Genomic DNA, 26,088 nt, shown 5'->3' on the forward strand with positions numbered 1-26,088 from the left:
TGCCGCCCAACGCCATCAGCCGCCCTGGGGCCCTCTGCTCGGCCGGGCGGCACGGACCGCTGCCAGTCCCCTGATGCCCTCCTTATCGCCAATGGACGTCAGACTCTCGAAAATCTGCGCAGCATCGGCGTAGCGGTTCATGGCAAGATAGGAATAACCGCGTAATACCATGAGATCGGTACGCTCATCGGCAAGCCGCGCCCGCTGATCAAGCAGGAGAAGCGTTTCCGCATAACGTTTCGACTGGAAGGCGGAAACCGCCCTGTCGGCCAGGATTGAAACCTGCAACTCAGTCGCGCGCGGGCGGTCCATGCGCGATTTCGTCGCCGAGACAGCGGCATGGTCCGTCAGCCCCATGCGCAGATAGGCAAGGCTCTGGCCATAGGCCGCATCGCTTTTAACAGTCGACTGGCCGCCAGCAATGGCGGATTCGAAAGCCTTCAGGGCTTCCGCCGGCCGGTTGGTCTCCATCAGGCACCAGCCGAGATCAAGCGCCTGCTGTGCGGGCAGGCGCTGGGGATCGGGATAGACCGCGCAGGAGCGTGGACGTGACGAGGCACTTACGGTCCTCTGCGTCTGCGCTGGCAGACGCGCCTGCTTGCGCGAAGGTTCCGGAGCCGGCTGCTGGACAGACGGCTGGCTATAAGCCACCACTGTCTCAGGCTGCGGCGCATAGGGCGCGGGTGCCGTTGTCTGGGAAGCTGTGGCGACAGGCGGTGCGGTGACGGGCGCTATCTGCTGCGCGGACTGGTCCACCATACGTGCCGTTCCCACATCAGCGATGCGTTGCGAGCGGCTTGCCCATTGCTGCTGTATGCTGCGCAGACCGGCGAGATTGCGCAGATCGTGATAGCTGACTGCCATGCCATAGGCCGACGGTTCGTCATCGGCTTTCCAGCCAAGCGCAGTGCTGAACCATTGCAAGGCGAGCGGCGTCTGCCGGAAAGCAAGCGAATACCAGCCGAACTGCTGCGCGGTCGCCGCATCCTTGCGAGTTATTGTTTCAGCGGCGATGCGCTGCAACACATCCGGCGGCAGGACCACAGGCGGCTCAAGCGCCAGGAGATTGGCTGTCGCGGCAAGATAGGTCGCAAGCCCGTCGTCCGAAGCGGTGCGCCACTTATACATGACCTCTTCAGCTTCACGTGGCTCGTTGCGGTCGATCAGCGCCAGCGCCAACCCTTGCGATGCAGACGCGCTGTCTTCCTCTTCCCGCGCCTTGCGAAACCACTTTTCCGCCTCCGCCATGTTCTTCTGGCGGATATTGTACCAGCCGAGCAACAAGGCATCGCTTGCAAGCTTGTCGGTCTCGGCAAGCCTTTCAAGCCGCATCAGATAGGCGGAAGGAACGGAAATTCCCTCCTTCTCCCCTGCCTTCGCCACGAATTGGCGGGCGAGATCGTTCTTGACCGGTTCGAATTCCAGCTGACCGTCTGCGTTGGGCTTTTCCTTGGCAAGCAAATCGCCGATCATCTCCGCCGGCAAAAGCGCGGACGCCTTCTGCACCGTGGCGAGCCTGTCGCTTGGCGTCGTGCAATTGTTGAGAATGTAGAGATAGGCGTCGCGCGCCCGTCCCATGCGGTCGGTATTGGCAAACGCATCGGCAACCCGCCACAGGACATCCACCTCGCTACAGGTCAGCAGGCCGGGATTGCTGGCGGCCGCGTCCACCACTGTCGCATATTGCTTGAGATCGGAAGCGTTGACGAGCCGCTGGCGGGCCTCGGCGAGGGAAAGCATGCCGGTCAGATTGTCGGGAGGCTGCCAGCCGGGTTCCGCCTGCTGGCGGTCGGCGATCGCCTTTCTGACCTCGGCGTAACGGCCGTCGCTATAAAGCTGCCACATGGCATCGAGCCGGGGATCGCCGTTAACGGGAATGGCGAGCGGATCGGCAGGCGGTGTCCAGTTCGGATAGAGCGTGCGCAGCCTCGCGATTTCGGCCTGAAGGCGCTGGGTATCGCCCTTGGCCGCGAAATAGCGCAGCGCGCTGAGATCGACCTCGAGCATGTCTGATGACGCCGGCTGGGTCTGGCGGGGTGCGGGCGCCTGCGCCATTTGGGGCTGCGATATCTGTCCACCCGTCTGTGTCTGCGTAACCGGCGGTTGCGGATCAGTCGCCGGCACCGTTACCGCTGGCGTCACGGGTTGGGTTAGCTGCGCCATCTCGCGATTTTTAAGGAACGCGTTGATCTGGGCCGGATTGGCTGCCGCTGGAGAAACGCGCTGCGCCGCACGGTTGTCGCCAACCGCCGAAGTATGAATGTCCGATACACGTCCGAGAATGGTGTCGCGCCAGTGGAAGGCGGCGAGAGCAATCAGAAGCAGGATGAGAGCCGAGCTAGACAGCGGTTTGTTCATCGGCACTCCCCGTTATTCCTTGCCAGAAACGACAATGCCAGAAGATGCAATGTAGAAGGATAATAAAGCGTTGGCTGAAAGCCTTTCAGTTCGGCAGGCACAGCCGGGCCGCCGCCGGCGCAGGCTGCGAGCGCCGGAATGATGCGATAACCGGGATCCGACAGAACGTCCTTGACCGCGCCGCTCTTGAGATCGAAAGTTCCCGCAGCACCGCTTTCCAGCGTCATGCCGTTTTTCAGGCGGTCAAGCAGCTCCGGCGAGCCCATTTTCGCCCTTGCAAGATAAAGCGGAATCCGCACCGCATTGTAACCGAACTCGGGTGGAAACGCCGATGCCGGTTGCGGTTTCGTCTTCATCGACACCCAGTCGGCGGGCAGTTTCCTGTCGCTGAAAGCGAATGTGGCGATCTGCGCCACGCCGTCGTCGGCAAGCGCCTTCCAGAGTGGCGATGGTGCGACGAGATTGAGGACCGGAAATGCTTCGAAAATCAGATAGGAAGGATTGACCACCGGGCCGTCGCCCCGGTCAACCTCGCCAAAGCCGCTGGCGGCGGGCAAAAGCAGCGTTCGCCCGCCGCGCTGAACGACAGTCTTCTTGAGGACGGCTGATGCGATGGCCGCCGATGCCTCTGCATAGTCCTGCCGGTTCCACTGCGCGGCAGCCAGCGCCAGCGCGTAGGCAATCAGAATATCGCCATCCGTGGCATTGTTGATGTCAGTCACATGCGGTCTGGTTCGCGGATCCCATTTCCACGCGGAGAGACCGTCGTCGCGCACCAGGAGTTCCGTGCGGGTAAAACTCCATATCAGCTCGAAGTCGGCAATGTTCTCTGAAAGAACGGCAAGCCACATGCCGTAACCCTGGCCTTCGCTATGGCTAATATTGCCGTTGCCGGTATCGATGATGCGCCCGCCGGGATCGAGAAACGCACTTTTATAAGCCGACCAGGCCTCAGGCGAGACAGATGCGGCGCGGGCAATCGAGATGCTTGAGATCAACGCCATCAGCGACACGCAGAAAATGCCGGCAAGTCTAAAAATCCCACGCCTCATCGGTGTCGCCCCATCATACGCAGCATCGCGAAGGTGGCAAAGCCCAGGAGCGACACGAACCCGATGAATGCCAGCGAATAGGAAAGAACATTGGAAGACAGCCAATTAGCAGCGATCAGCCTCCAGTTCGAGAGGGAAAACGCCCGCGTGACATAGAAATACGGCTGCCCCACCTCGACCGTTTCGATCTTTTCTGCACCGGCATCGTAAGCTGCGACCCGCCCCGTGACGTCGCGCCAATGGTTCTCACGCACCATCGAAGACATGCCGTCACGAAGCTCCGCCGACGTCGGGGCGGTAGCCAGCGTCCAGACCCCTTCGCCGGAAGGGCTTAGACCCTGCACCAGCATGAAGGAGACATTGCCGGGCGGCGCATAGGGCTGCTCGGCCGCCGGCAGGAAACGCAGCGTATCGGAACTCAGATCGAAATTCCGCTTCATCCACTCCTCAAAGGAGGAAACCTGGCCTTGCCAGATGCCGCCGTCCACCCGCTCTCGCCAGTCATTAAAGAGGGTTTCGCTGTTCTGCGCAGGCGGCTGAACGCCCGTTCCCATTTTCCAGGATATCTGGCTGGAAGGGACAAGATTGAACTGGCTGATCAGCGATTGCGGGAATTGCGAAATCGTCCCGACGAACAGGGCGTCACGGTCCCCGATCACCAGCGGCGATGCGACGGTCTCGACATTGATCGGATATCCAGCGGCGCTTGCCAGCCGGCTGACCAATGTCGCCGCCGCCGACATGGTGTCGGTATCGAAACGATCAAGCGACAGCGCGACGGGATTTGCGGCAAACCTGTAGGGCTGCCCGGCACCGGACATCGCGGCGAGATCCGGTTTGCGACCGATCTGCGCGTAATCAGGAATATGGATTTCCGATGTGTCGAACAGGGCAAAACGCGGGGTCGTGCTGGCTGGCGCTCCCGGCGCGCAGACCTGATCCTGCGCCGTCATCAACACGGCCTCGATGGTGATCTTGTTCGGGCCAGGCTTGAAGTGGCGCATCGTCACATTGATGGGCAGATGCCGGAAAATGCCGCCACCATTGTTGGAGATCGGCACGGTCGAGGCGATCTCGTCATTGACGTAGATGTCTATATGGCTACCGGGCAGCACCTGCGAGGAATAGGCGGCATCGAGCAGCATGGCCGCCTCGCCATAGGCCGACGCATAAAAGTCGGCGGGCATGCCGACGTAGAATTCGTTGCGGAAACGCCGTCCACCAAATTCGCTGCTCTCAAGCCCAAGCTCGGAAAGCGCGATGCGACGGTCCGACATGACGAGCGGCACATCCGGCGCATGCCAGCTGCGGGTGGAAAAGGTCGTTCTCTGGGCACCGGGCGTGCGCGAGATCGAGGAAAACAGCGTCTCAATCGCCGCCTGTACCGCCTGCGGGGTGGGACCGCTGACGAAGAGTGGCGAGAGGCCACCCGGTGCGGTGGTATCGAAGCCGGCAAAAGCACCCGCCGACGCCTCGGGCGGCACCGCGCCGGTGAAGCCGGTAATCTCGCGCGCGGTGCCGACAAGAACTACCAGCGTTCCCGCCTTGCGTTCGGCGGAGGGTGCTGCCACGAAACGGATCGTCTGGTTCGGCATCTGGGTTCGGAGTGCCAGAGCCTGAGAAAGGCGCAGCAGCGAATCTGCAAATGCCGGATTGCCGAGTGCAGGTGCAACGATCTCGATCGACGTTGCCGCCTTGGCGTCCGGACCGGTTGCCTGGATATCGTCGATATTGGTGAAGTTGCCCGCGACATCGGCGTTAAAGCCGATATAGGTATTTGCCGGATTAACATCGGTCCACAGATCATAAGTGGACTGGATCGTGCAATCGGTTCTGTGGCGCTGCTGCACGCCAAGCGTCACGACATTCGCGCCCACCTGCAGGACACCGGGTGGAATTTTCAAGGAAACATTGCCCTCACCGTCGGGCGCCTCAATGCGCGCCGTCTCCAGCGGAACATTGTTGAGGCTGACCTGGAAATTCGAGTCTTCCGGCGCGACCACGATGGCGTTCTGATAACCAATATTCAGCGAAACGGCGGCATTCACCTGCTCGGGCGTCAGATAAATGCTCCACTGCCGCCGATCCATTTCGCCGGAAAGGCTGAGCTTTTCGTACGGCAAGATATACCGGCGACGGCTATCCGCCGCGGGTGACGATGCCTGAACGGGTGCGGGTCTCGCCTGACCCTGCGGCGGCATGGATACGGGTGGCGTCAGCGGCCGCAGCGGCGGTTGCGGCGCAGGTGCGGGCTGCATTACCACAGGAGGCTGGCCCACTGCAGGCTGGGTCGATTGCTGGGCTGGCTGCGGCTGGCGCGGTACAGCGGGGGGAAGTGTCGGCGGCGGCACAGGTGCCGGGGCTGTCTGTGCAGGCTTCTCCGGCGACATGTCGAAAGGTGAGGACTGCGCCATCGCACCGGTTGCGACGACACCCAACATCAGTGCTGTCAGTGAACTCCTGATCGTTTTACCGCCGGTCATTTTACAACTCCGGCAGGTTTGACGGTTTTGGAGGCGGGCCGGAGCGCCTTGGCCAGATAGAACAGGCCGCGCTGCGTCTGGAACAGAGATATCGCCAGAAAGATCGCCGTGCCTCTGATGAGGCCGGGGTTCTTGCGGCGCACGCGCTGGAACTCGCTCCATTGCTCGGAATTGGCGAAGATCAGGTCGGCGATCAGGCGATGATCGATGGCGCGCTGCGGCGAGAATGTGCAGCCTATGGAAATGAAACCGTCGCTCCGGACCGTGCGGACCACATTGATGGTCATGGTTTCCGGCACGCCCTCGCTATGCGGCTTCACCCTAATGATCGCTGTCGTGTTCTTTTCGATAGCGGTGGTGCTGTCGAAAAGATTGATCAGCAGGCCATGCACCGACACGTTGTCGATGGAGGCCGGCACCCATGCGTCACTACCCTCAAGCTTGACCTCGCAGCGCCGCTTGACAGTGATGCGCCGCGACGCCGATTTTTCGCCGCGCTCGGAGACGACGCCAAGCGCACATCCCGCGAAAATGAGGTTGAGCAGGTTCCACCCGCCGACGACGAGTGTGACGTCCGCCTTGTATGGCTCCGCATAGATGCGCCAAATGGCAAAGGCCATCGCAACCAGCAAAAGTGCGAAAATGACGAAGAACGGGCGGCTGATTTCCGAAAGCCGCGCCTCGGCGATGGATTCGTCCTTCGCCGTCACCTTAAAGGTCGGCTTGCCCGGATTGAAGATCACCGACACGACGGCTGGCAGAAGGTGGACCGTCTGCACATATTCGTAGAGTTCAGAAATCCACGGCCAGCGGAAGCTGCCATAGAGATAGTTCTGCATCATCAGGTTCACGAGCATATACGCGGCCGTATAAGCCAAAAACTCGCCGCCGGAAGCCACGAAAATCTGAAGATCGAAGAACAGGTAGAACAACGGCGCAAACAGGAAGATCGTGCGCGGGAACGGGAAAAGCCAGAACAGCGTCGACGACATGTAGCAAAGACGCTGCGTGAAGGAGAGACCACGGCGGAACAGAGGCTGGCGAAAGATCAGAATCTGCATCATGCCCTGCGCCCAGCGGCTGCGCTGGCCGATGAAGCTTGCGAAGGTGGCCGGTTGCAGCCCGGCGATCAGGGGCTTGTCGACATAGACGCTGTTCCAGCCGCGCGAATGCAGCGCGAGCGCCGTTTCGCAGTCCTCGGTGATGCTGACGCCGCTGAACCCTTCCGTATCCAGCAGTGCCTCGCGCCGCAGCACGGCGGCGGAACCACAGAAAAACGCGCCATTCCACTTGTCGAGACCGCGCTGGATGATGCCGTAAAACATCTCGTTTTCGCTCGGCATCGTCTCGAAGGTGCGCAGATTGCGCTCGATCGGATCGGGATTGACGAAGAAGTGCGGCGTCTGCACCAGGAAGAGCCGGGGGTCTTCCTCGAAATAGCCCACCGTTTCCAGAAGGAAATCGCGCGCCGGCGCATGGTCGGCGTCAAACACCGTCACCAGTTCGCCGGTCGAGTGGGCGAGGCCGTTATTGAGATTTCCGGCCTTGGCGTGGACGTTGCGCTCGCGCGTCAGATAACGCACGTCGAGGTCCTCGCAAAGCTTCTTCAACTCCTCATGGCGGCGCTGTGCCGCCTGCGCCTCGACGATATTGCTGGCATTGCGCTTCTGCACCGAGCCGCCGTCGTCCAACAGCCAGACGGTGAACTTGTCGGCCGGGTAATCCATGTTCTTGGCCGCCGCCAGCGTATTGGCGAGAAGCTCCGCGTCCTCGTTGTAACTCGGCACGAAAACATCGACCGTCGGCCGGTAATCGGGCGAGCCAGGCCGGGTCTTGCGGGAAGGCAGCGGCATCGACACGATGACGAGGCTGAGACCCAGCATCACGACGCTATACATTTCCGCGAGATAAAGCAGAAAGCCGGGAATGAAGTTTTCGAGCTGGTTGACGGGCGGMAGCGTGCTCGTGGTGCGCCAATAGACATAACGAAGCACGATGGCCGTGCCGAAACCAAGCGCCACGAGCCGCCAGGCTCCCTGCCCGTTGAAACTCTTTATTGTTGCGAGAAGGACAAGCGAGATCGCCGTGGCGACCAGGTGCGTCTGCAGGCTGACCGGCATCGTGACGATGGCCAGAACGCAAAGCGACACAAGAAACCAGACAATGATTGTGATGGCCTTGTTCATCCCGAAACTTTCCGCTCTCTTCCCCGCCCGGAATTTTTACCGGGATCTTTTGCAATGCCCTCTTCTGCTGTTGCTCCAGCCATCACCTGCATCCCGGAGGCGCTGCCGAACCGGACAGACATGTGGGCGACGGAATGGCTACCTGCGGAACCTGCGTCGGCTGCTGGCTCTCCACCTGCACGCTGGCCGCGCGCCTGCCGACTACAGCAGGCCTTGCGGGCTGGGCGGGCGCGCCAACGGATGCGGGTGACGGAATACTGACTGCCGCAACCGGCGGTAGGGGCTGCGCCGTTGGCTGAACAGGCGTGACGGGTACGGCAGCACGGCGCACGGGTTGCAATGGTATGCTCGCAGTCACTTCACTGCCGGGCCGCATCGGCACCTCATTGGTCTTCATGGGATAGACCGGATGGCCCGGCCGCCCAAGGTTCTGATCCACCGCCTGCGGCGTGCCATAGGGGTTCCAGCTTTGCGAGGCATAGGTGCCGGTGATCGTGTAATTATACATGACCGTCAGAAGCTGCTCGACGCTTGCCGCCGACTGGCAGAGGCGCAGTCGCACCTTGATACGCCCCAAGTTGCGGAAATCCTGCCGCATGCTTTCGGGTGAGCGGATGTCCTGCCAGCCATAAAGGCAGGTATCGCTGCCTCGGCCCTTGCCGGCCGCATAAGAAAAGGCGCCGTAACCGTTCTGCAGATAATTCGCCGACATGACGATGTTCTCACCCGGAAACTCCGAGCGGATTTCCCGCGCGACGGAGGATGCCTTAAAGCCGGAGAAAGTCAAAGCATCGCGATCAGTGTCGCCGGCTTGCTGCGGACCGAAGAACTCGGCCTTAATGTAGTTCTGTCCGGGCGTAGCGGCTTCGGCGCGCAATACGACCTGCTGTGCCACGGCATTGGAGTAGGTGCGATTGACTACGGTGACGATTTCCGGACCGCCGGGCGGTGGGAAAACCAGTGCTTCGGACGCAGACAACATCTTTGCGCCCCCGAACGACCTGACGCCCGAGGGAGTATTGCAGCCCGAAAGAACTGCAATAGAGAATAGCAATGAAGTAAAGGCAGAAAATTTCACTGCCCCGTGCCCCTTTATTTCCCCAAGCCCTAACAGGTTAAAAGGAGACCGAATCACTAATGACCAGACCATTGTTACGAAATACTGGAGGCAGGCGAATAAGCAATATCAAATTTATATTGTAATTTCTGATGCTTTGTGGCCTCCGAATCGTTTCGGATCCCTTCTTTGCCGGACGAGACGACGGAACCAAATCGCGCTGGTGCGGGTTCGCTCGGCGTGAGGTCGATATTTTTACGGTTGCAGCGCAATATGTCCCATGGTCTACTTGCGTCTATAATGACGTATTTTTATTGATCACTTTTTTCATTCAACTGTAAAAACAGAGAGTTGACGCATGACTGTGCAATTTCCGAGTATCTCGCAGGCGCTTGCCGAAGAGATCGGAACCTTACGGAAATGGCTTGAAGAGGACGCGCTACCGCTGTGGTGGGAGGTGGGCTCCGCCCGTCCGGACGGCGGTTTTTACGAGCGCCTGGGCCAGGATGCGAAACCGGTTTTTTCTGATGACCGCCGCGCCCGCGTGCAGCCTCGTCAGGCCTATTGTTTCGCTGCCGCCGGCCAGAACGGCTGGCAGGGTCCGTGGAAGGATGCGTTGCTGCATGGGCTGAGCTGGTTCGAAAAGGTCTATCGCCTCGATAACGGCCTTTACGGCAACCTCGCCGACCAGACCGGCAAGCTGATCGATCCGTCCTTCGATCTCTACAATCAGGCTTTCGCGCTTTTCGCCGCAGCACAGACGGCCGCAGCCCTTCCCGACCGCAAGGACGAGATGCGTGCCCGGGCGCTCGAGATCCTCGCCGTCCTCAATCGCGACTACAAACACCCCGTCGCCGGCTTTGAGGAAGCGAACCCGCCGCGCACGCCGCTGTGCTCCAATCCGCATATGCATCTTTTCGAGGCGATGCTTGCCTGGGAAGTGCAGGACCCCGAAGGTCCATGGACCGCGCTGGCCGACGAGATCGCCGGCCTTGCACTCACCCGCTTCATCGATGGCACCAATGGCGGGCTACGCGAATTCTTCGGCCATGACTGGATGCCGTTTGAAGGTGAGAAGGGCCGCATCATGGAGCCCGGTCACCAGTTCGAATGGGCCTGGCTTCTGGTGCGCTGGGGCAGCCTGCGCAACAATGGCGAGGCAATCGCCAAGGCCAAGCGCATGTTCGAGATCGGCGAAGCGCATGGCATCTGCCCACGCCGCAAGGTCGCGATCATGAGCTTGTACGATGATTTTTCGGTACATGACGGTCTGGCACGGCTCTGGCCGCAGACGGAATGGCTGAAGGCAGCCTTGCGCCTTGCCAGCGTGACCATTGGTGAAGAAAGACAGCGTTATCTTGCCTCGGGCCTGAGGGCCATCGGCGCGCTGCAGCCTTTCCTCGACACACCGGTCAAAGGGCTTTGGTTCGACAAATGGCCGGCCGACAAGCCGATGCTGGACGAACCGGCACCGGCCAGCACTTTCTACCACATCGTCTGCGCCATCTATGAGGCTGAGGCAGTACTCGCCTCCAGCCATTAGAGTCCGGGCGGGCGAGCGGGCCGGGCGTCCGCTCTACCCGCTCCAGCCTCAGTTAAGCCGCGCCGGGCGCACAACGCGCCAGTCGGGCTTGCCGAGATTGTGCGGCCATGGATGCACGTCCTTGTCGTTGAAATAGACGACCTCTTCCAGCTTGGGAAAATCCGCCTGTTTCAGCGTCACGTCGTTCATCCATGGACGGACGTAGGAATCGCCGCCTTCATAACCCAGTTCAGCAACCCAGACCGGTTTATTGAAGGTTTCGACAAGCCCATAGCCCTTGCGCAGGAGATCGGTGAACTTCTGCGGCCCGCCATATTCGATCTTGTCATAGTCCTCGAGACCGAAGACCGAGAGACCGACCAGGTCCGCGTAATTGTCACCAGGATAGTAAGCGCGCAGACCGTCAAGACCTTTCGGCGACCACATCACCTTGACGCCGGGGACCGCCTTGCGGGTCATGTCCACCATGCGTTTGTAGGCCGTGATATAGTCCTGCGGGTTCCAACCCGACCACGAGAAGCGGCCGGATGTGTCTTCCATTTCCTGTCCCCAACGCAGGATCAGCGGGCTCTTCATTGCGGACATGCGTGCGGCGATCGCCTGCATGTTCTTGTCGTAATCGCCTCCCATCACCTTGCGGCGCAACTCGTCGGAGGTGAGCCGCCAGTTGACGTCCCATGACCAGGGTTCGACCGTGATCAGCACGTTACGCTTGCGCTCCAGAGCGTAAGCGTCTGCGAGCGCGAGGCTGTCGAGATCCACGTCCTCCCAGGGCAGGAACAGATGTTCCGTCGCCACCCCGGTCTGGCCGGTGAAATCGCCGTGCGGATCGTAGGCGCCGAAGCGTATACCATCCGCGTGCAATGTCGGACGTTTGTCGGCAAGCGTCTTCATGCCCGTGGAGCCCATGGGCGCGACCCCTTGGGCATCCAGTTTGAATATGGGGTACATGCTGGCTGAAGCAGCAACAGCAGCCCCGCTTGCAAAGAGCAGTCTTCTTCTTGTTATTTGCATGACACTTTCCTCCTACCTCGTCGCAGTCATCGCCTTGCCATAGGCGGCGATTTGCGGGGTGACGTCGTCCTTGCGGACAAGTTTCAGGAATTCATCTCCGGGCCGTGGCGGATTATGCCGGAAGACGTACCAGGGCCCGCCCTGCTTGCGCTGGTAAAGCACCTGACCGATGCGACCGTGGTCGAAACACGTGTCGGCCTTGCCGTTTCCGGCATCGGTTTTCCAGGTAGCGCGCATGCACAGCGTACCTTTGGCATCGACGGTCCAGCGGCCTTCACCGACGGCCTTCTTGCCTTTCTCTTCAGTCAGGGCGATGAACTTGCGGCCATCGGCGATGAAGCGTCCGCCACCAGTCTCCCATTTCCAGGTCTTGTCGTAATACATATCTACGACTTCGCTGGTCCGGAGCGGTTTCGGCGTCTTCGTGCCGCCAGCGGCGTGGACGGCACTTGGCGCGATCACCGCAAGGCAGAGTACGAAAGCGGAGAACCCGCATTTGCTTATTGTTGTTCTCATCACAGCCTCCTCCTTCTATTGTCCGACCCTATTGTCGGCCAGCATGATTTCTCCGGTTGTCATGACCGGTGGCGGCACCATGGGCTCCGCCTGCATGTTTCGAATTCCGGGCATTCCCGGCAGTACGATGCGCAGTTTCAGACGCACCGATCTCGCTCCCTCCACGCCAGCACCGGCCACGGTGAACCGCGTTTCGGTGAAGCTGACATAGGGTTGCCCGTGCGACAGGGCCTCCAGCCCACCAATCGCATGGGAGCTGAGTTCCGCGGCACTACCTGCCACAAGCAGTAACGAACAGGCGGCAACCGTCGCCCCACCGCGCAATGCCGGCAGCCGTGGCAAGCCGTTTTCCATGGTGTGTCGGACGAGAAGAAAAACCGAAAGGCCCGCGTAGATCGCCACATTGATCGCGGCGAAGACGAAGAAACCTTCCGCAGCGTTTTCACGCGGCGCCAGCACCATTGCGAGAAGGCTTAGTGCCGCCAGAACCATGTAAGGCGCGATTACACGCAGCGGCAGCGGCGGTTTTGCCTGCGTGCCCTTGGGTGTAATGCGAAAGTCGACGAAATCACCACGGATCGTATCGCGTATCGCCGCAAGCACACCCATCAACGACCAGGGCCAGCGCAGGAACAGAAACACGATGGCTTCCCACCCGAAGAGTTTCGCATCATGCGGGCGAAAGGCCCCCGTGGCCCGCCAGAAAAAGGCGAACACGATCATGATGAGCGAAATCGGCAGGAAATGCGCCAGAAACACTGGATAGGAGGCATTGACGAGTACCTGGCCGCTCAACAGTGCAAAAGCGGGAAGCACGAACATCAGTGCCATGAAGCCGGAAAACAGGGGATACCAGAGCTGTGAAAACAGGAACTGGAATTTCAACCGCAAGGGAAGCTTCGGCACGTAATGCCGCGAATATTGCAAGAGGATGGTCATCAGACTGCGTGACCACTGGAATTCCTGCACCACGAGATCGGTAAAAGTCACCGGCCCGTCGCCATGCGCGATTGCGTTGACGGCATGGACGCCGCGCCAGCCGCCCGCATTCATCAAAAGCGTGGTGGAATGGTCCTCGGCAAGCTCGGGTCCCAGACCGCCCACCTCACGCAGGGCTTTGGTGCGCACGGCGTAATGCGAGCCGATACAAAGCGGCGCCCAGCTGTTGTTGTAACCCAGCTGCAGGGCGCCGTGCAGGCTTGCCTCGGCATAAAGCCTGCCACGCGCAGCCCAGCTCTCCTTTGCATTGGCATCGCAGATGCTTGGTGCGGAGACATATCCAACCGCCGGATCGGCGAAAGGACGGATGATTTCACTCAGATAGTCCGGTTCCGGAACGTGATCGGCGTCGAATTGCGCGACGAAATCATAACGCTCATACCCGTAATGATCGTAGAAATAAGCGAGATTGCCTTCCTTGCAACGGGTGCGGCGAGGCCATGTCTTGCGGTGATAATCGACGACACCCTTCCGCGTCGAAACGAAAACACCGTGCGCGCCGCACCATTTCAACGTTTGCGCATCCGGGTCCTCATCCGCAAGCCACACGTCGAATTCCAGGCCCTTCTGCTCCAGCATGGCCTGCAGCGTCTTTTGTACTACGGTAAAAGGCTCCGACGGCGCCTTGGTTACAACCATCGCCACCCTGCCCTGCGGCAGAGGAGAGCGCCGGTCGACGACCCTGGCGTTCAGGAAGATGAAGATGAAATAGGACGGCAGAAGCGTGATCCACGCGAGTGTTACCGTAACGATCGTAAAATACGGCCAGTCGATGACCCGATCCCGGTCCAGCCACCAGATCCAGAAATAGGCAAGCGTCACCAGCCAACCGCCAATTCCGAGACGATAGGCCATGCGGTTCCAGCCGGTGAAGACGGGCAGCATTCGCAATTGCCCAGCGACGGGACGCGATGATGGTAAGGAAGGGGTAGAGCGAGCTTTCATGACAGCACCTCCAACCCGAAGCCGGGACCAGCCGTGCGGATGATGGTGTCTATATCGGAGCGCTTCGGCGCAAAGCCGAGGGTCGCCCTCGCTCTTTCTATATCAGCGAACAGGGCGGGCGGATCACCGGCGCGCCTTGCGCCGAAATGCACCGGCACTTCCTGTCCCGTGACGCGATGGATCGCGCGGATGATATCCCCGACCGATGTGCCGTGGCCGGAGCCGAGATTGACACGCAGGGTCTCGCCGCCATCGGCAAGATAGTTGACGGCGGCCACATGGGCATCAGCCAGATCGCTGACATGGATGTAGTCGCGGATACAGGTGCCGTCGCTGGTATCGTAATCCTGGCCGAAGACATCAAGTTGCGGTAGCCGTGAGGCGGCAGCCATCAGTGCCCGGGGGATCAGATGGGTTTCCGGCTCGTGGCGTTCGTAAAGTTCGCCATCCGGGTCGGCACCCGCCGCATTGAAGTAGCGCAGAGCGACGAAACGCATGCCATAGGCGGCAGCGTAATCATCGAGCGCCATTTCGAAAATCAGCTTCGTACGACCGTAGGGATTGACCGGCATCTGCGCCGTTTCCTCGCGGATCGGTAATTGCGGCGGCACGCCATAGGTGGCGCAGCTGGAGGAAAATACCAGCCCGCCGATATTCTGGTCGAGACAGGCATCCAGAAGCGCCAGACTGCCGCCGACATTGTTGCGGTAATATTTGCGCGGATCCTCGACGGATTCGCCGACATAGGCATTTGCGGCGCAATGTATGACGAAGGCTGGCGAGAACTCCTTGAGCGTGGCCTTCAAGAGACCACGATCCAGAATGTCGCCTTCAATAAAGGGACCCCAGCGAACTGAATCCGCGTGACCCGTCGAGAGATTATCGTAAGCAATGGGCTTGAAGCCGGAATGCGCCAGCGCCTTGCAGATGTGGCTGCCTATGAATCCGGCCCCGCCCGTGACGAGGATTGTACGGGACATCTCATACGGCCTCCGCAACCTTCTTGCCGGCCAGCAGCGCATCGAAATAGACGATGGTTTTCTCCAGACCGGTTTCGAGCGGTACGCGCGGTTGCCATCTGAGCATTTCCTTGGCACGCGAAATATCGGGACGGCGCTGCTGCGGATCATCGATCGCGGCGGGCAGATGCACGATGCGCGAGCGGGAATTCGTCATGCGGATGACGATATCGGCCAGCTGCCGCACCGGAATTTCAGTCGGGTTGCCGAGATTGATCGGTCCGGTGCAATCCTTCGGCTTGGCTGAAAAACGCAGGAACCCGTCGATCAGATCATCGACGTAGCAGAAGGAGCGCGTCTGGCTGCCGTCGCCATAAATGGTGATGTCCGACCCCTTCAGCGCCTGGACGATGAAGTTGGAGACCACCCGCCCGTCATCGGGGCGCATGCGCGGCCCATAGGTGTTGAAGATGCGCCCAACCTTGATATCGACGCCATAAAAGCGGTGATAATCGAAAAAAAGCGTTTCGGCGCTGCGCTTGCCCTCGTCGTAGCAGGCTCGCGGCCCGATTGTATTTACGTTGCCGAAATAGCTTTCCGGCTGCGGATTGACGAGCGGGTCGCCATAGACTTCCGATGTCGAGGATTGCACCACGGTTGCACCGCATCTGCGAGCGACTTCGAGAACGTTGACCGCGCCGAGCACATTGGTAAGCAGGGTGCCGACTGGATCACGCTGGTAGTCCGGCGGCGAGGCCGGCGACGCGAAGTTGAAGATCAGCGAGACGTCGATGTCATAGGGCTTGCGGACATCATGCTCGACCATCAAAAACCGCTTGTTGGCTTGCAAATGCTCAACATTCACGGTCCGTCCAGTCGAAAGATCGTCGAGACAGATCACCTCATGACCGCAAGCCAACAGACGTTCGCAAAGATGGGAGCCAAGGAAACCAGCCCCGCCGTTGACCAGAACGCGCTGGCCTGGCCGCCACTCGGAATAGATTGTAGCGCCGTTGTCATGGTCGTTGGGAACGAAATTACGCATTACACACTCCTCCCAATGAGGAACCAGCCCGGCTGATTCGACTTGAACTAGATCAAACTCCAGATTGCAGGATATTTCGAATGTCACCTCCGGTTTTTATTTCTTCTGGAGGTTTTAATATTTGGATTCGGTATATTTCAACTTTTATGATAGGCGCGTCATAAAACAGGTCAACTTTATTTTATCGAAATATTACAATTGATTACCCCGAATTACTCGTATTAATCACTCGATTTAATACTTTTTAACTACGCCTCCATTATGCCTTTCTTATTGAGCATTAGCGCAAGCTTCGCTCAACCAGTCGGGACTATTCTGGTTTTGTAAGGCTCGGTCCACCGGGGCAAAACCACCCGGCGAGATGCGACAGCTAGTCGATTTCAGGGGACATACATCATGAATGAAATGCCTTATTCCCATAACAGCAAAGCGGCCCGCCGCTGTCGTTTTGCACTTGTTGCCGCCGCACTTGCGACGTTCACTTTCGCAACGGCCTCGTGCTCCGTCGTTGAAGATGCCGTTCTGATCAAGACCGCATCTGCTAATACGGCGACGATCAAGAGCCGGGTTGCTCCAGCCAAGGCGTCCTACGGCTATGACAAGACAGGCAACGCAGCCGTCACGCTTGTTGCCGATACTTACGACACACCGACGATATCGCCGCGGCATTCCTATTCCGGTTCTTCTCCCTATATCTGCTCACCGAGCGGATTTGGTCAGAAGTCCCGCTGTTTCCTGAGGCCCTGAGCCTCAGGCATAACCTCTGCTTGAAACTGGCGTCCTTGCGGCATCAGGCCGCCAGATGTTCAGTTTCTCCAGCCGGAGATAGCCGCGTCGTCGTCCTTGTGAAAGAAGCGCGACGCTGCCTCCGTTCGGTTGCGCACATTCATCTTCTTGTAGATGTTGCGAACGTGCACCTTCACGGTATTCTCGGACAGGTGAAGCCGGTCGGCGATGATCTTGTTTTGCGTTCCCTTGCAAAGCAGGTCGAGGATCTGCACCTCGCGCGTCGTCAGCGCCGCCATTTCACTCTTGCTGACGGCAAGAGCGTCGGCGCGGTTGGCGATCACGGCGTTGCTTTGAACGCTTTTGCCGTTCATGGCCTGGGAATAGGGGGTGAGCTTGCCGAGAAGGGCAGCGGGAAAATGCTCCCCGCCCTTCATGAGGAGATCAACCGCCGCCATGAAAACATCGAGCCGCAGATTAAGCGGCAGCACGCCATCGATGATACGCATCCCCACCAGTTGCTTCAGCGGCTCCTCAAACTTGTCGATGGTTTCGACGACAAGTGCAATTGGGGCATCCGGATGCTTTTCGTGGACTGCCGAAAGAACGCTATGAAGCCGCTCGCCCGACATACGGTACGGCAGGACCAGCCGGACATCGGCGCCATAGTCATCGTCGATCGTTGCCGCGGACATAACGCTCATCACAGCGAATGTAGGGAACTTTTTGCCCAGCGCCTCCACGAGGCACTCGGAAAACAGGTCCGGATCCGCGATGATCAATAAAGTTCCATTTATAGGCGCAACGGCTCCACTTTGTTTTGCCGCATAATCTGAAGTTCCCATGAACATCGACGTCTCCCCTAAAGCGCTACGCATTACGTTCTTTTTGGTTGTGTGCTCTGTCATTCGCCGGGATACCCCTAGAAACAAATGGGGCAACTCCCGCTTCACGCCATGTCAACTATCATTAATTACCCGTTAATTAAGGAGGCTAATACGAAAAGCTGTGCAAAGAAATGGCCCAAATGGGTTATTTCTTGCAATTGACGTACAAAATTGGTTACGCCCGTAATGAATCGTTCAGCCCGGAACCAGTGTAAAAACAAACACATCGGAAAAGCTTTCGCTCCGGTTTTGCAATCCGGGAAAATATAACTTTTGGTTGATATCCCTTTACATACCTGCCCGGCAAACGAGCTTCCGGAATGTGCCATTTCGGGATAGGGACCCTTTTCACCGCCATTGACTATATTTTTAGAAAAAGCAGCTTTTCCCGGCCTGAGCGCAATTATTTGCGTCTGAACCGGCGGCAAATCTCCATGCGACCGCCTTCCGACATATATATTGGTGGTAAGGGTGCCGATATGTTTAGCCCGAATTGATAGCTAGGAAGCGCGATTTTTCTGCTGCACAGTCTGACCGTCGCTGCAAACAGTGACCGATGGAAAGACAACCCCGGCCTTTGACGTGTGTTTGCAAACGCCGGTTCCTTTTCAAGACATAACGAAAGCAAAAAGACGAAGCCACCGCGCTCCCAACGGAGCGAGGAACGGATTTGTGCGCCTTAATACCGAGTAGCGCACAAGGGCTGAACGAGAAGAGCCCGGTTACGGGCCGATGCCAAGCCGCAGATGAGACGTACCGAGTGCATCTGCAGAACATCAATCTTTGTGCAACGCGGAGCAAGCGCGAAAAAATCCCGTTTTAGATGAGAGGGATTTCGAAAGCTGCTCCGAGCTTTTTCGGAGGAAATCGACATGGGTTACAATCCACAGCCTGCGGGCGACGACATCACCAAGATTGGCGCGCTTTCGGAGGGTTTCGCCAACACCTCGACCAATGACGCAAAGGTGGACGACAGCAACGTCGGCACCGCAAACGGTGAAAACCGCAACAACGACAACAGCGACAACAGCACCAATGTGGATGTTGACGCCAAAATCGACGTTGCAGTGGGCAACGGCGACAATCGCGACAACGACTATGACTGGAGCTATGACAGCAAGTCTTACAGCGACAACGATACGACCGTAAAGACGAGCACCGAAACCAGCACCGAAATCAAGACCGATTACGACTGGAGCTATGAAAGCAAGTCGTACAGCGACAACGACACCAACGTGAAGACGGTCACGGATACGGACACCAAGACCTTCTCCTATTCCGACGACGACACGACAACAACAACAACGACGACTTCCGACAGCTTCAACTCCGCTGACAGTTTCTACAAGTCGGATGACGACTTCGGCAACATCGCCGGCGTCAAGGATGTCGGCAATCTCGGCATCGCTGGCGGAGACCTCACCTTTAACCTCGGTGACGACTTCTCCTTCACACTTGATGTCGACAATATCCTCAACAGCTCGCTCAACGGCGAAGGCAACGACACGGGCTTCAGCCTTGTGCAGGCCAACCACCTGGCGGATCAGGATCAGGCCTGGGATGTCAGGATGGACAATGGTGGTGCCCAGAACCATCTGAGCGCGAATGCCGGCGACGCCTTTGGCGCAGAAGGCATGGACGGCAAGGGATGGGACCTCAAGGCTGGCGACGACGCTGCGGGTACCAGCACTGCAGATGCATCGGCTATCCTTGCAAACTCCGGCTTCCATCTGGAACTGGTGCAGGGCGCCAACATGCTCTCCAATGCCGTTGATGTCTCGGTCACAGGCGGTAACTCGCATGTTTCTGATACCGGCGAGGACAGCGGCTCCTGACGAGTACCTCTCTATGAAAAAAGCTGCACCGGCATTCGCCGGTGCAGTTTGCGGTTGAAGGACCGGGTTTGCGCGAAGACGAAGCACCGCCTCTTGGACGTGTGCCGCCCGCCGCCCAGGCTCTGCCGCGATGATCAGGGAGGGACCTGCAATGCAAATCGACAGAATTTCAGACATGATTGCGCATTTCATCGGCCTGTTCGACACGGTGATCGAGGAAGCGCGTCTAAGAAGCAACTATGCCGAAGGCACGGCACACGCGAACAAAGACCGGTTGTCGGATGATGACGCGGCAAGACTGCTAGACAAGACCTACGACTTGCAGCTTCAGGATTACGATCCCGGCGTTAAATATCGCGCCGGCTATTACGACTTCGACTATCTGCAACCGCATTTCGCTCGCATGGTCGAACACGACATGCAGCAGCTTGCAAATGCGATACCGGTCGATATGTCAGCCGCGCATTTCCGTTTTCCGGGCAGTGTCTCCTTTGAGCAAGAACGCGAACTGGTGGTGCACACCGGCCCTGGCTCGGTTATCGCGCATGTCACGCAGGTCAACATTCTTCAGGACGACGACTATCTGAACATGACGGACGGCCCAAATGTGGCGCGCGACACCAGTTTCGTGACCCAGCGCACCGTCGAGTTCCATAACGAAGCAGCCGTCTTCACGCCCTTTTCCGTTTTCCAGCGCACCGACAGCTACGACGCGTTGCAGGCGCTCGCCAAATCAGCACATGATTATATCGACCATGCGCGCGAAAATGACGTGACGTCCCTTGGAACCGGCGCGGAACAGGATTTCGTTCTCGCCGGCAATGACATCAACGGCCTCTACATCAATGGCTCCATGGCAAGCGAAAAGCCAATGCTCGACGACTTCATGCCGGATCGTGGCATTGCCAAGCCCGCTGAAGAGCCTGAAAAGAGCGATGTTTCGCTGCATGAGGATAGCCCCGCCGGAAACAGCCTCGATGTGGCTGCCGGCGCAAATGTCGTCGCCAACATAGCAACGCTGGTCAATACTGCCGTCATGGCCTCCGTCACCACCGTCATGGGCGATTATCACCAGATCGATGCAATCACCCAGGCCTATGTCTATAGCGACCGCGATGAGGTCGATTCCGTTTTCACGCAGTCCGAAGACCATGACGCAACCGCCGCCTACAATATTGCGACCTTCTCACGCAGTGTCTATCCGGGTGCAGAAAGCGCCGATAGCAGCCACGATAGTGGTGAACCGCCAATATTTCCCACTGCCTGGCGTGTCAGCGTCCTCGAGGGAGACGTGTCTTTCGTCCACTGGATCGAGCAGTACCAGTTCATCAGCGACAACGACACACTGACGGTTACCTCTTCGGGTGCCAGCGTCAGCTTGCTGAGCGGTGGCAACGCTGCCCTCAACATCGCCAATTTCCTCGGCATCGGCATGCAGTACGATCTGGTCATCGTCGGCGGCAATGTGCTGGACATGAACCTCATCAGCCAGATCGCCGTGCTTTACGACAATGACTGGATCCGCGCCAACCCCGACGCGCCTGAGGGCGCCACCGTTCAGTCCGGCAACAACCTGTTGTGGAACGACGCCAGCATCCACAATGTCGGTGGCAACGACCGTTTCGAAACCATGCCGGACTATATGGCGCAGACGGTGAAAGCGATTAACGAGCGTGATCCGAACATGCCGGACGCGCTTGCCCACGATGCCAATTTTGCGGGCTATCAGGGGATCAACGTCCTTTACATCACTGGCAATCTTTATGACGTCAGCATCATCAAACAGGTGAGCGTGCTGGGCGATTCCGACTATGTGACGCAGGCAGCCGCAAAGATTCTGGAAAACAACGAGAACGTCACGATCCATATCGATACCGGCAGCAACGCCGTCATCAATCTCGCGCAGATTATCGATTACGACAGCTTCGGTTCCACCACCTACGTCGCAGGCGGGCTTTATTCGGATGCTATCCTTATACAGGGCGGCATCATCGAAAATGATGCGTCGCAACCGGGTCACCAAGGCCAGCAGCTGGCAAACGAAGTGATCGCGTTTCTGCACGACGATCCCGCCACCATTCAGAATGAATCCGATGGCGTCATCAACGCCGGTCACGACATGTCGTGGTCGAGCGCGCATTCATCCGACGTCATGCAGGCGGTCACTGCATAGGTTTTGACAGGCGGGGAGAAACACCCGCCGCCAAAGCCGCAGAAACCGCGAGATCACCGAGGGGATTAATAAAAAAATGGATCATATTTCAAGAAAAACCATTACCGCCGGGCACTCGCTGGACTTGCCGCTGGATCAGGATGCGGAAGACAGCAAGCTGACTGATGCCTGCATTTCGGCCATAAACGAGGCCGTCGAAAACCTGCGTCACCTGTCCGGCGCGGAACCGACCGTGAAAGCAGCCTCGCCCTCCCCTGAGATCACACCGCCCCGGCCCCTTCCACAACATTCCCCATACGCCGAACAACCGCAAATGCGTGACGTTCCGCAGGAAAGGCCAGTGCCGCCGCAGCAAGACCGGCGCCCCGCCTCACCGCCGGAGCCGGAAGCAAAGGTGGACAATACCGAGCTGAAAAGCGCACCCGACCTGCCCTTCGTCAAGACCATCGACAATAATGACGGGCCTATCCGTGAAAACGAGCGCCGTCCGGTGACGGGCGGCGGCGGCAACGGCAAGGAGCCGACGGAGAATGGCGGCGGTGGCGGAGGCGGCGGCGGAAGCCAGAGCGGCTTCCACAAGCGCAGTGAACCCGTCAATTTCGCCGCCAGCCTCGCCAAGGGCATCGCCGCGATACGGCGCAACATGGCGATCGTGATGCTGTTCACCATCGCCATCAACGTTCTGCTGCTTGCCATCCCGCTCTATCTGTTTCAAATCTCGGACCGGGTCCTGACAAGCCGCTCCATGGATACACTCGTCATGCTGACGGTCGCCGTTCTCGGCGCGGTTCTGTTGCAAGCCTTCATGGACGCCATCCGGCGCTTCATCCTGATGCGCACCGCTGTCGAGCTTGAAGTGCAGCTTGGAGCGCCGATCCTGTCGGCAGCGGCCCGTGCCTCCCTGCATGGCAGCGGCAAGGACTACCAGATTCTGCAGGACCTGCAGCAGCTGCGTTCCTTCATTACCTCCGGCACCCTGATCGCCTTTCTCGATGCGCCGTTGATGCCCCTCTTCATCGTGGTGGTTTATCTTGTACATCCGCATCTCGGCATCATCATCATGGTCTGCTGCGCGGTGCTGTTCATCATAGCCTGGCTGAACCAGCGCTTCACCGCCAGACAGTTCGCGGAAGCCTCCGGTTATCTGAGCCGCGCCAATTTCCATCTCGATTCCATGTCGCGCAACTCGCAGATCATCAATGCCATGGCGATGATCCCAGAGGCCGTGAAGATGTGGGGTCGTGAAACAGCCGGATCACTGAAGTCGCATGTGGCGGCGCAGGATCGCAACATCATGTTCTCAGGTGTTTCCAAAGCAGCCCGCATGATCACGCAGGTCGCACTGCTGGGTTGGGGCGCGCATCTGTCTCTCGCAGGCGAACTGACCGGCGGCATGGTGATCGCAGCATCCATCATTTCCGGCCGCGCGCTGGCGCCCATCGAAGGGGCGATCGAGGGTTGGCATCAGTTCAACAAATCTGCAGCCTCCTATAGCCGTATCAAGCAGCTTCTCATCACCTCACCGCTCAATTTCCCGCGTCTGCGCCTGCCCAATCCGGAAGGGCGTCTGGATGTGGAACGTATCCTTTTCGTGCCGCCGCCGCAGAAGAAGGTGATCTTGAACGGCATTTCCTTTTCGCTGAAGAAAGGTGAATCCCTCGCCATCATTGGCAATTCCGGTTCCGGCAAGACGACGCTTGGCAAGATGCTGGTCGGCTCCATCCTTCCCACTTCCGGCAATGTCCGCCTTGACCTCATGGACCTGCGCAACTGGGACCAGCGGCAATTCGGTGAAAGCATCGGTTATCTGCCCCAGGACGTGCAGCTGTTTCCCGGCACCATCAAGGCCAATATCTGTCGCATGCGTGACGATGTTGAAGACCGGCAGATCTACGAGGCGGCTGTGCTCGCTGACGTACACGAGCTGATCGCCGGTTTCCCGCAGGGTTACGAAACCGTGGTTGCCGCCGATGGCGCACCGCTTTCGGGCGGCCAGAAGCAGCGCATCGCGCTTGCCCGCGCCTTCTTCGGTGATCCCAAATTCGTGGTTCTGGACGAACCAAACTCCAACCTTGATACGCAGGGCGAACAGGCGTTGGCAAAAGCCATTCTGCACGCCAAGAAACAGGGCATCACCACCGTCACCATCACCCAGCGACCCGCACTTCTTCAGTGCGTCGACAAGATAATGGTGCTGAAGGACGGATCGGTCGCCATGTTCGGCGAACGGATGGACGTACTGAAGGCTATTTCCGGCAATGGCCGGCAAAGTAGCCAGTCTCCGCAGATCGAGGGTTGAGGATCGTCATGTTCAAGAAAAAAACCGCCGTCGCCGTCGCAGAGGTAAAACCCCAGGGCCAGCTTGAGTGGTACAGCGAAGTGCCACGTTCCATTCGCCTCCACAGTTCAATCGGTCTTGCCGTGCTGCTCGCCTCCTTCGGCGGCTTCGGGTACTGGGCCGGCACCGCACCGCTCTCCGCCGCCATCATTGCCCAGGGCAGCTTTGTCGCCACAGGCAACAACAAGGTCGTGCAGCATCTGGAGGGCGGCATCATCAAGGAAATGATGGTCAGCGAAGGCGACACCGTCAAGGAAGGCGACGTGCTTCTGACGCTCGACAAGACGACGGCGCTCGCCAACGAGCGCATGTTCCAGCTGAGACGCCTTCGCCTCGAAACCATCGTCACGCGCCTGCGCGCCGAGGCGCAGGGCCAAAAAAGCTTCAAGGTGCCTGACATCGTCATGAAGGAAGCCAGCGATCCTGATATCAAATCCATCATCCAGAGCCAGAACATCGTGTTCCACAGCAAGATCGTGAAGCTCGACGAGCAACTGAATCTCATCGAAAAGAACATCAAGTCGCTGGAGTTTCGTTATGCAGGCTATGAGGGGCAGAAGCAGTCCTTCGACCGTCAACTGGCACTTCTGACCCAGGAGCGTGATTCCAAGGAAAGGCTTGCCAAGGACGGTGTCATCCGCAAGACCGACATGCTGGCGCTGGAGCGCGCCATTGCCGATGCCATGGGCGATATCGCCCGACTGACCGGCGAGATGAACCAGAGCGAGGCTGAAATCGCCAAGTTCAAGCAGGAAGCGGTCATTGCCATCAACGCCAACAAGCAGGCTGCTCTCGACGCGCTCGAAACCGCAGAAGCCGATCTGGACAGCGTGCGCGAGCAAGTGCGCGGTGCCGCCGAAGTGCTGGAACGCACCGTCATCCGCTCCCCCGTCAACGGTACCGTGGTGCGCGCCTATTACCACACGGCAGGCGGCGTCATCACCACCGGCAAGCCAATCATGGAAATCCTGCCCGCCCACGTTCCCCTGATCCTTGAGGCGCAGGTTCTGAGAACCTCCATCGACCAGTTGCATGAAGGCCAGACGGCAGCGATCCGCCTTTCGGCACTGAACCGCCGCACCACGCCTGTTCTGAACGGTAAGGTCTTTTACGTCTCCGCCGATAGCATCGAGGAAAATGCAGGCCTGCAGGTTAAGGACGTCTATATCGTGCGCGTGCAGGTTTCAGACGAGGAGATCGCGAAGGTCCATAATTTCCATCCCGTTCCCGGCATGCCGGCGGATGTCCTGATCCAGACTTCGGAGCGAACCTTCTTCGAATATCTGACCAAGCCTATCTCCGAGAGCATGTCCCGAGCATTCAAGGAAAGATGAAGAAATACCGCTTTTCCAGGAAGGTTGGACGGCGGTTTTGCGTCTGGAAAATGCGGAACGCAAAAGGACCTACACTGTCAATCCCGTCCAGATCGGCATAGAATGCCAGTATATGTCTGGTGGGGCGGGAGAACAGCATGGCGGCAATGTCGGATATATTGCTGATGGTCGGCAGGCTGAATTACGTGTGGACCAACACCGAAAGCCTGATGATCTATCTGATCGTCCATCTCCTGAAAGTGGAGAAGGAAGCGGCCATCGTCGTGTTTCTGACGCTCAACACCACGCGCGCGCGCATGGATCTCATCGAGCGTCTGGCAAAACTTCCCTCAACGCCAGCGCCGGATCGCAAGACCATTCTCTCCATCATGGCGCGGCTCAAGAAAGAATCGAAAACGCGCAACAAATACAATCATTGCATCTACTCCTTCGACGAAAAGGGCGAAATTGCCACCACTCAGCTCATGCGACTGGTGGAGGACGAAACCCAGGTCCGTTACGGCAAGGTAGAACGCATGGACGAGAAAGAAATAGAACACCTCGAAAAATCCATCGCCGACATCGTCTCTGTCAGCAAGGACATGTGGAGTTTCATCCACGCCAGCCCGCACGTCTCATCGGATTACCTCTAGGATCGG

The 26,088-nt window shown here is 58.7% G+C and carries 18 protein-coding genes; 7 read left to right on the top strand and 11 right to left on the bottom strand.

Annotated features, from left to right (window positions below; all coding sequences use genetic code 11):
* Positions 1-15: 15 nt before the first annotated feature.
* The 5 genes from AC1DCP_RS10080 to bcsN all read right to left on the bottom strand — a co-directional run bounded on the left by AC1DCP_RS10080 (position 16) and on the right by bcsN (position 9,061).
* Positions 16-2,358, bottom strand: a complete 2,343-nt coding sequence (locus AC1DCP_RS10080) for a cellulose synthase (RefSeq protein ID WP_476774250.1) — start codon at positions 2,356-2,358, stop codon at positions 16-18.
* Positions 2,355-3,410 carry a family 8 glycosyl hydrolase gene (locus AC1DCP_RS10085; protein WP_065687757.1) on the bottom strand — a complete coding sequence of 352 codons (1,056 nt, stop codon included), beginning with the start codon at positions 3,408-3,410 and terminating at the stop codon, positions 2,355-2,357. Before AC1DCP_RS10085 ends, AC1DCP_RS10080 begins: the two co-directional genes overlap by 4 nt.
* Positions 3,407-5,893 (bottom strand): cellulose biosynthesis cyclic di-GMP-binding regulatory protein BcsB, encoded by a 2,487-nt coding sequence (locus AC1DCP_RS10090; RefSeq protein WP_065687758.1) that lies wholly within the window; start codon positions 5,891-5,893, stop codon positions 3,407-3,409. The genes AC1DCP_RS10085 and AC1DCP_RS10090 overlap by 4 nt, the downstream gene beginning before the upstream one ends.
* Positions 5,890-8,079 carry a UDP-forming cellulose synthase catalytic subunit gene (bcsA, locus tag AC1DCP_RS10095; protein WP_035199451.1) on the bottom strand — a complete coding sequence of 730 codons (2,190 nt, stop codon included), beginning with the start codon at positions 8,077-8,079 and terminating at the stop codon, positions 5,890-5,892. The genes AC1DCP_RS10090 and bcsA overlap by 4 nt, the downstream gene beginning before the upstream one ends.
* 82 nt (positions 8,080-8,161) lie before the next feature.
* On the bottom strand, positions 8,162-9,061 hold the full coding sequence (gene bcsN, locus AC1DCP_RS10100) for a cellulose biosynthesis protein BcsN (RefSeq protein WP_035199452.1): 900 nt from the start codon (positions 9,059-9,061) through the stop codon (positions 8,162-8,164).
* 433 nt (positions 9,062-9,494) lie between these two features.
* On the opposite strand from bcsN, the gene AC1DCP_RS10105 reads away from it, so the two are divergent.
* The gene (locus tag AC1DCP_RS10105; protein ID WP_035199453.1) at positions 9,495-10,679 is read left to right on the top strand and encodes an AGE family epimerase/isomerase; all 1,185 of its coding nucleotides are present in this window, start codon (positions 9,495-9,497) and stop codon (positions 10,677-10,679) included.
* A 48-nt stretch (positions 10,680-10,727) separates the two neighbouring features.
* Here the strand turns inward: AC1DCP_RS10105 and AC1DCP_RS10110 are convergent, their stop codons facing one another.
* Genes AC1DCP_RS10110 through AC1DCP_RS10130 form a run of 5 tightly spaced genes read right to left on the bottom strand, consistent with a single transcriptional unit; the run spans position 10,728 to position 16,157 of the window.
* Entirely contained in the window at positions 10,728-11,693 is a 966-nt protein-coding gene (locus tag AC1DCP_RS10110; protein ID WP_003510877.1) for a glycoside hydrolase family 26 protein, read from the bottom strand.
* A 12-nt stretch (positions 11,694-11,705) separates the two neighbouring features.
* Positions 11,706-12,209 (bottom strand): DUF995 domain-containing protein, encoded by a 504-nt coding sequence (locus AC1DCP_RS10115; RefSeq protein WP_003510879.1) that lies wholly within the window; start codon positions 12,207-12,209, stop codon positions 11,706-11,708.
* Positions 12,210-12,224: 15 nt separating this feature from the next.
* On the bottom strand, positions 12,225-14,153 hold the full coding sequence (locus AC1DCP_RS10120; protein ID WP_035199454.1) for a glycosyltransferase family 2 protein: 1,929 nt from the start codon (positions 14,151-14,153) through the stop codon (positions 12,225-12,227).
* Positions 14,150-15,133, bottom strand: coding sequence for a UDP-glucose 4-epimerase GalE (gene galE, locus AC1DCP_RS10125; protein ID WP_003510883.1), 984 nt, complete (start codon positions 15,131-15,133; stop codon positions 14,150-14,152). The genes AC1DCP_RS10120 and galE overlap by 4 nt, the downstream gene beginning before the upstream one ends.
* A gap of 1 nt (position 15,134) precedes the next feature.
* A complete protein-coding gene (locus AC1DCP_RS10130; RefSeq protein ID WP_013761571.1) occupies positions 15,135-16,157 on the bottom strand; it encodes a UDP-glucuronic acid decarboxylase family protein in 1,023 nt (340 codons plus the stop codon).
* A gap of 396 nt (positions 16,158-16,553) precedes the next feature.
* Between AC1DCP_RS10130 and AC1DCP_RS10135 the strand changes: the two genes are divergently transcribed.
* Positions 16,554-16,904: a hypothetical protein gene (locus AC1DCP_RS10135; RefSeq protein ID WP_013761572.1), complete on the top strand. Its 351-nt coding sequence runs from the start codon at positions 16,554-16,556 to the stop codon at positions 16,902-16,904.
* A gap of 59 nt (positions 16,905-16,963) precedes the next feature.
* Here the strand turns inward: AC1DCP_RS10135 and AC1DCP_RS10140 are convergent, their stop codons facing one another.
* A complete protein-coding gene (locus AC1DCP_RS10140) occupies positions 16,964-17,734 on the bottom strand; it encodes a helix-turn-helix domain-containing protein (RefSeq protein ID WP_476774291.1) in 771 nt (256 codons plus the stop codon).
* A 908-nt stretch (positions 17,735-18,642) separates the two neighbouring features.
* On the opposite strand from AC1DCP_RS10140, the gene AC1DCP_RS10145 reads away from it, so the two are divergent.
* The 5 genes from AC1DCP_RS10145 to AC1DCP_RS10165 all read left to right on the top strand — a co-directional run bounded on the left by AC1DCP_RS10145 (position 18,643) and on the right by AC1DCP_RS10165 (position 26,082).
* Entirely contained in the window at positions 18,643-19,605 is a 963-nt protein-coding gene (locus AC1DCP_RS10145) for a hypothetical protein (RefSeq protein ID WP_035199459.1), read from the top strand.
* 151 nt (positions 19,606-19,756) lie between these two features.
* Positions 19,757-21,778: a hypothetical protein gene (locus tag AC1DCP_RS10150; RefSeq protein WP_035199460.1), complete on the top strand. Its 2,022-nt coding sequence runs from the start codon at positions 19,757-19,759 to the stop codon at positions 21,776-21,778.
* A 76-nt stretch (positions 21,779-21,854) separates the two neighbouring features.
* Positions 21,855-24,077: a type I secretion system permease/ATPase gene (locus AC1DCP_RS10155; RefSeq protein WP_013761577.1), complete on the top strand. Its 2,223-nt coding sequence runs from the start codon at positions 21,855-21,857 to the stop codon at positions 24,075-24,077.
* A gap of 8 nt (positions 24,078-24,085) precedes the next feature.
* Positions 24,086-25,450 carry an HlyD family type I secretion periplasmic adaptor subunit gene (locus tag AC1DCP_RS10160; RefSeq protein ID WP_003510897.1) on the top strand — a complete coding sequence of 455 codons (1,365 nt, stop codon included), beginning with the start codon at positions 24,086-24,088 and terminating at the stop codon, positions 25,448-25,450.
* A 137-nt stretch (positions 25,451-25,587) separates the two neighbouring features.
* Positions 25,588-26,082, top strand: a complete 495-nt coding sequence (locus AC1DCP_RS10165; protein WP_003510901.1) for a hypothetical protein — start codon at positions 25,588-25,590, stop codon at positions 26,080-26,082.
* Positions 26,083-26,088 lie beyond the last annotated feature (6 nt).

The organism is Agrobacterium sp. 10T429, assembly GCF_056393925.1.

What these genes read in the sequence shown, in the direction of transcription:
- AC1DCP_RS10120 (WP_035199454.1), bottom strand. Translation starts at nt 14,153, where the DNA reads ATGAAAGCTCGCTCTACCCCTTCCTTACCATCATCGCGTCCCGTCGCT.
- AC1DCP_RS10080 (WP_476774250.1), bottom strand. Translation starts at nt 2,358, where the DNA reads ATGAACAAACCGCTGTCTAGCTCGGCTCTCATCCTGCTTCTGATTGCT.
- AC1DCP_RS10130 (WP_013761571.1), bottom strand. Translation starts at nt 16,157, where the DNA reads ATGCGTAATTTCGTTCCCAACGACCATGACAACGGCGCTACAATCTAT.
- AC1DCP_RS10145 (WP_035199459.1), top strand. Translation starts at nt 18,643, where the DNA reads ATGGGTTACAATCCACAGCCTGCGGGCGACGACATCACCAAGATTGGC.
- AC1DCP_RS10090 (WP_065687758.1), bottom strand. Translation starts at nt 5,893, where the DNA reads ATGACCGGCGGTAAAACGATCAGGAGTTCACTGACAGCACTGATGTTG.
- AC1DCP_RS10165 (WP_003510901.1), top strand. Translation starts at nt 25,588, where the DNA reads ATGGCGGCAATGTCGGATATATTGCTGATGGTCGGCAGGCTGAATTAC.
- AC1DCP_RS10160 (WP_003510897.1), top strand. Translation starts at nt 24,086, where the DNA reads ATGTTCAAGAAAAAAACCGCCGTCGCCGTCGCAGAGGTAAAACCCCAG.
- AC1DCP_RS10135 (WP_013761572.1), top strand. Translation starts at nt 16,554, where the DNA reads ATGAATGAAATGCCTTATTCCCATAACAGCAAAGCGGCCCGCCGCTGT.
- bcsN (WP_035199452.1), bottom strand. Translation starts at nt 9,061, where the DNA reads ATGTTGTCTGCGTCCGAAGCACTGGTTTTCCCACCGCCCGGCGGTCCG.
- AC1DCP_RS10150 (WP_035199460.1), top strand. Translation starts at nt 19,757, where the DNA reads ATGCAAATCGACAGAATTTCAGACATGATTGCGCATTTCATCGGCCTG.
- AC1DCP_RS10115 (WP_003510879.1), bottom strand. Translation starts at nt 12,209, where the DNA reads ATGAGAACAACAATAAGCAAATGCGGGTTCTCCGCTTTCGTACTCTGC.
- galE (WP_003510883.1), bottom strand. Translation starts at nt 15,133, where the DNA reads ATGTCCCGTACAATCCTCGTCACGGGCGGGGCCGGATTCATAGGCAGC.
- AC1DCP_RS10140 (WP_476774291.1), bottom strand. Translation starts at nt 17,734, where the DNA reads ATGTTCATGGGAACTTCAGATTATGCGGCAAAACAAAGTGGAGCCGTT.
- AC1DCP_RS10105 (WP_035199453.1), top strand. Translation starts at nt 9,495, where the DNA reads ATGACTGTGCAATTTCCGAGTATCTCGCAGGCGCTTGCCGAAGAGATC.
- AC1DCP_RS10085 (WP_065687757.1), bottom strand. Translation starts at nt 3,410, where the DNA reads ATGAGGCGTGGGATTTTTAGACTTGCCGGCATTTTCTGCGTGTCGCTG.
- AC1DCP_RS10155 (WP_013761577.1), top strand. Translation starts at nt 21,855, where the DNA reads ATGGATCATATTTCAAGAAAAACCATTACCGCCGGGCACTCGCTGGAC.
- AC1DCP_RS10110 (WP_003510877.1), bottom strand. Translation starts at nt 11,693, where the DNA reads ATGCAAATAACAAGAAGAAGACTGCTCTTTGCAAGCGGGGCTGCTGTT.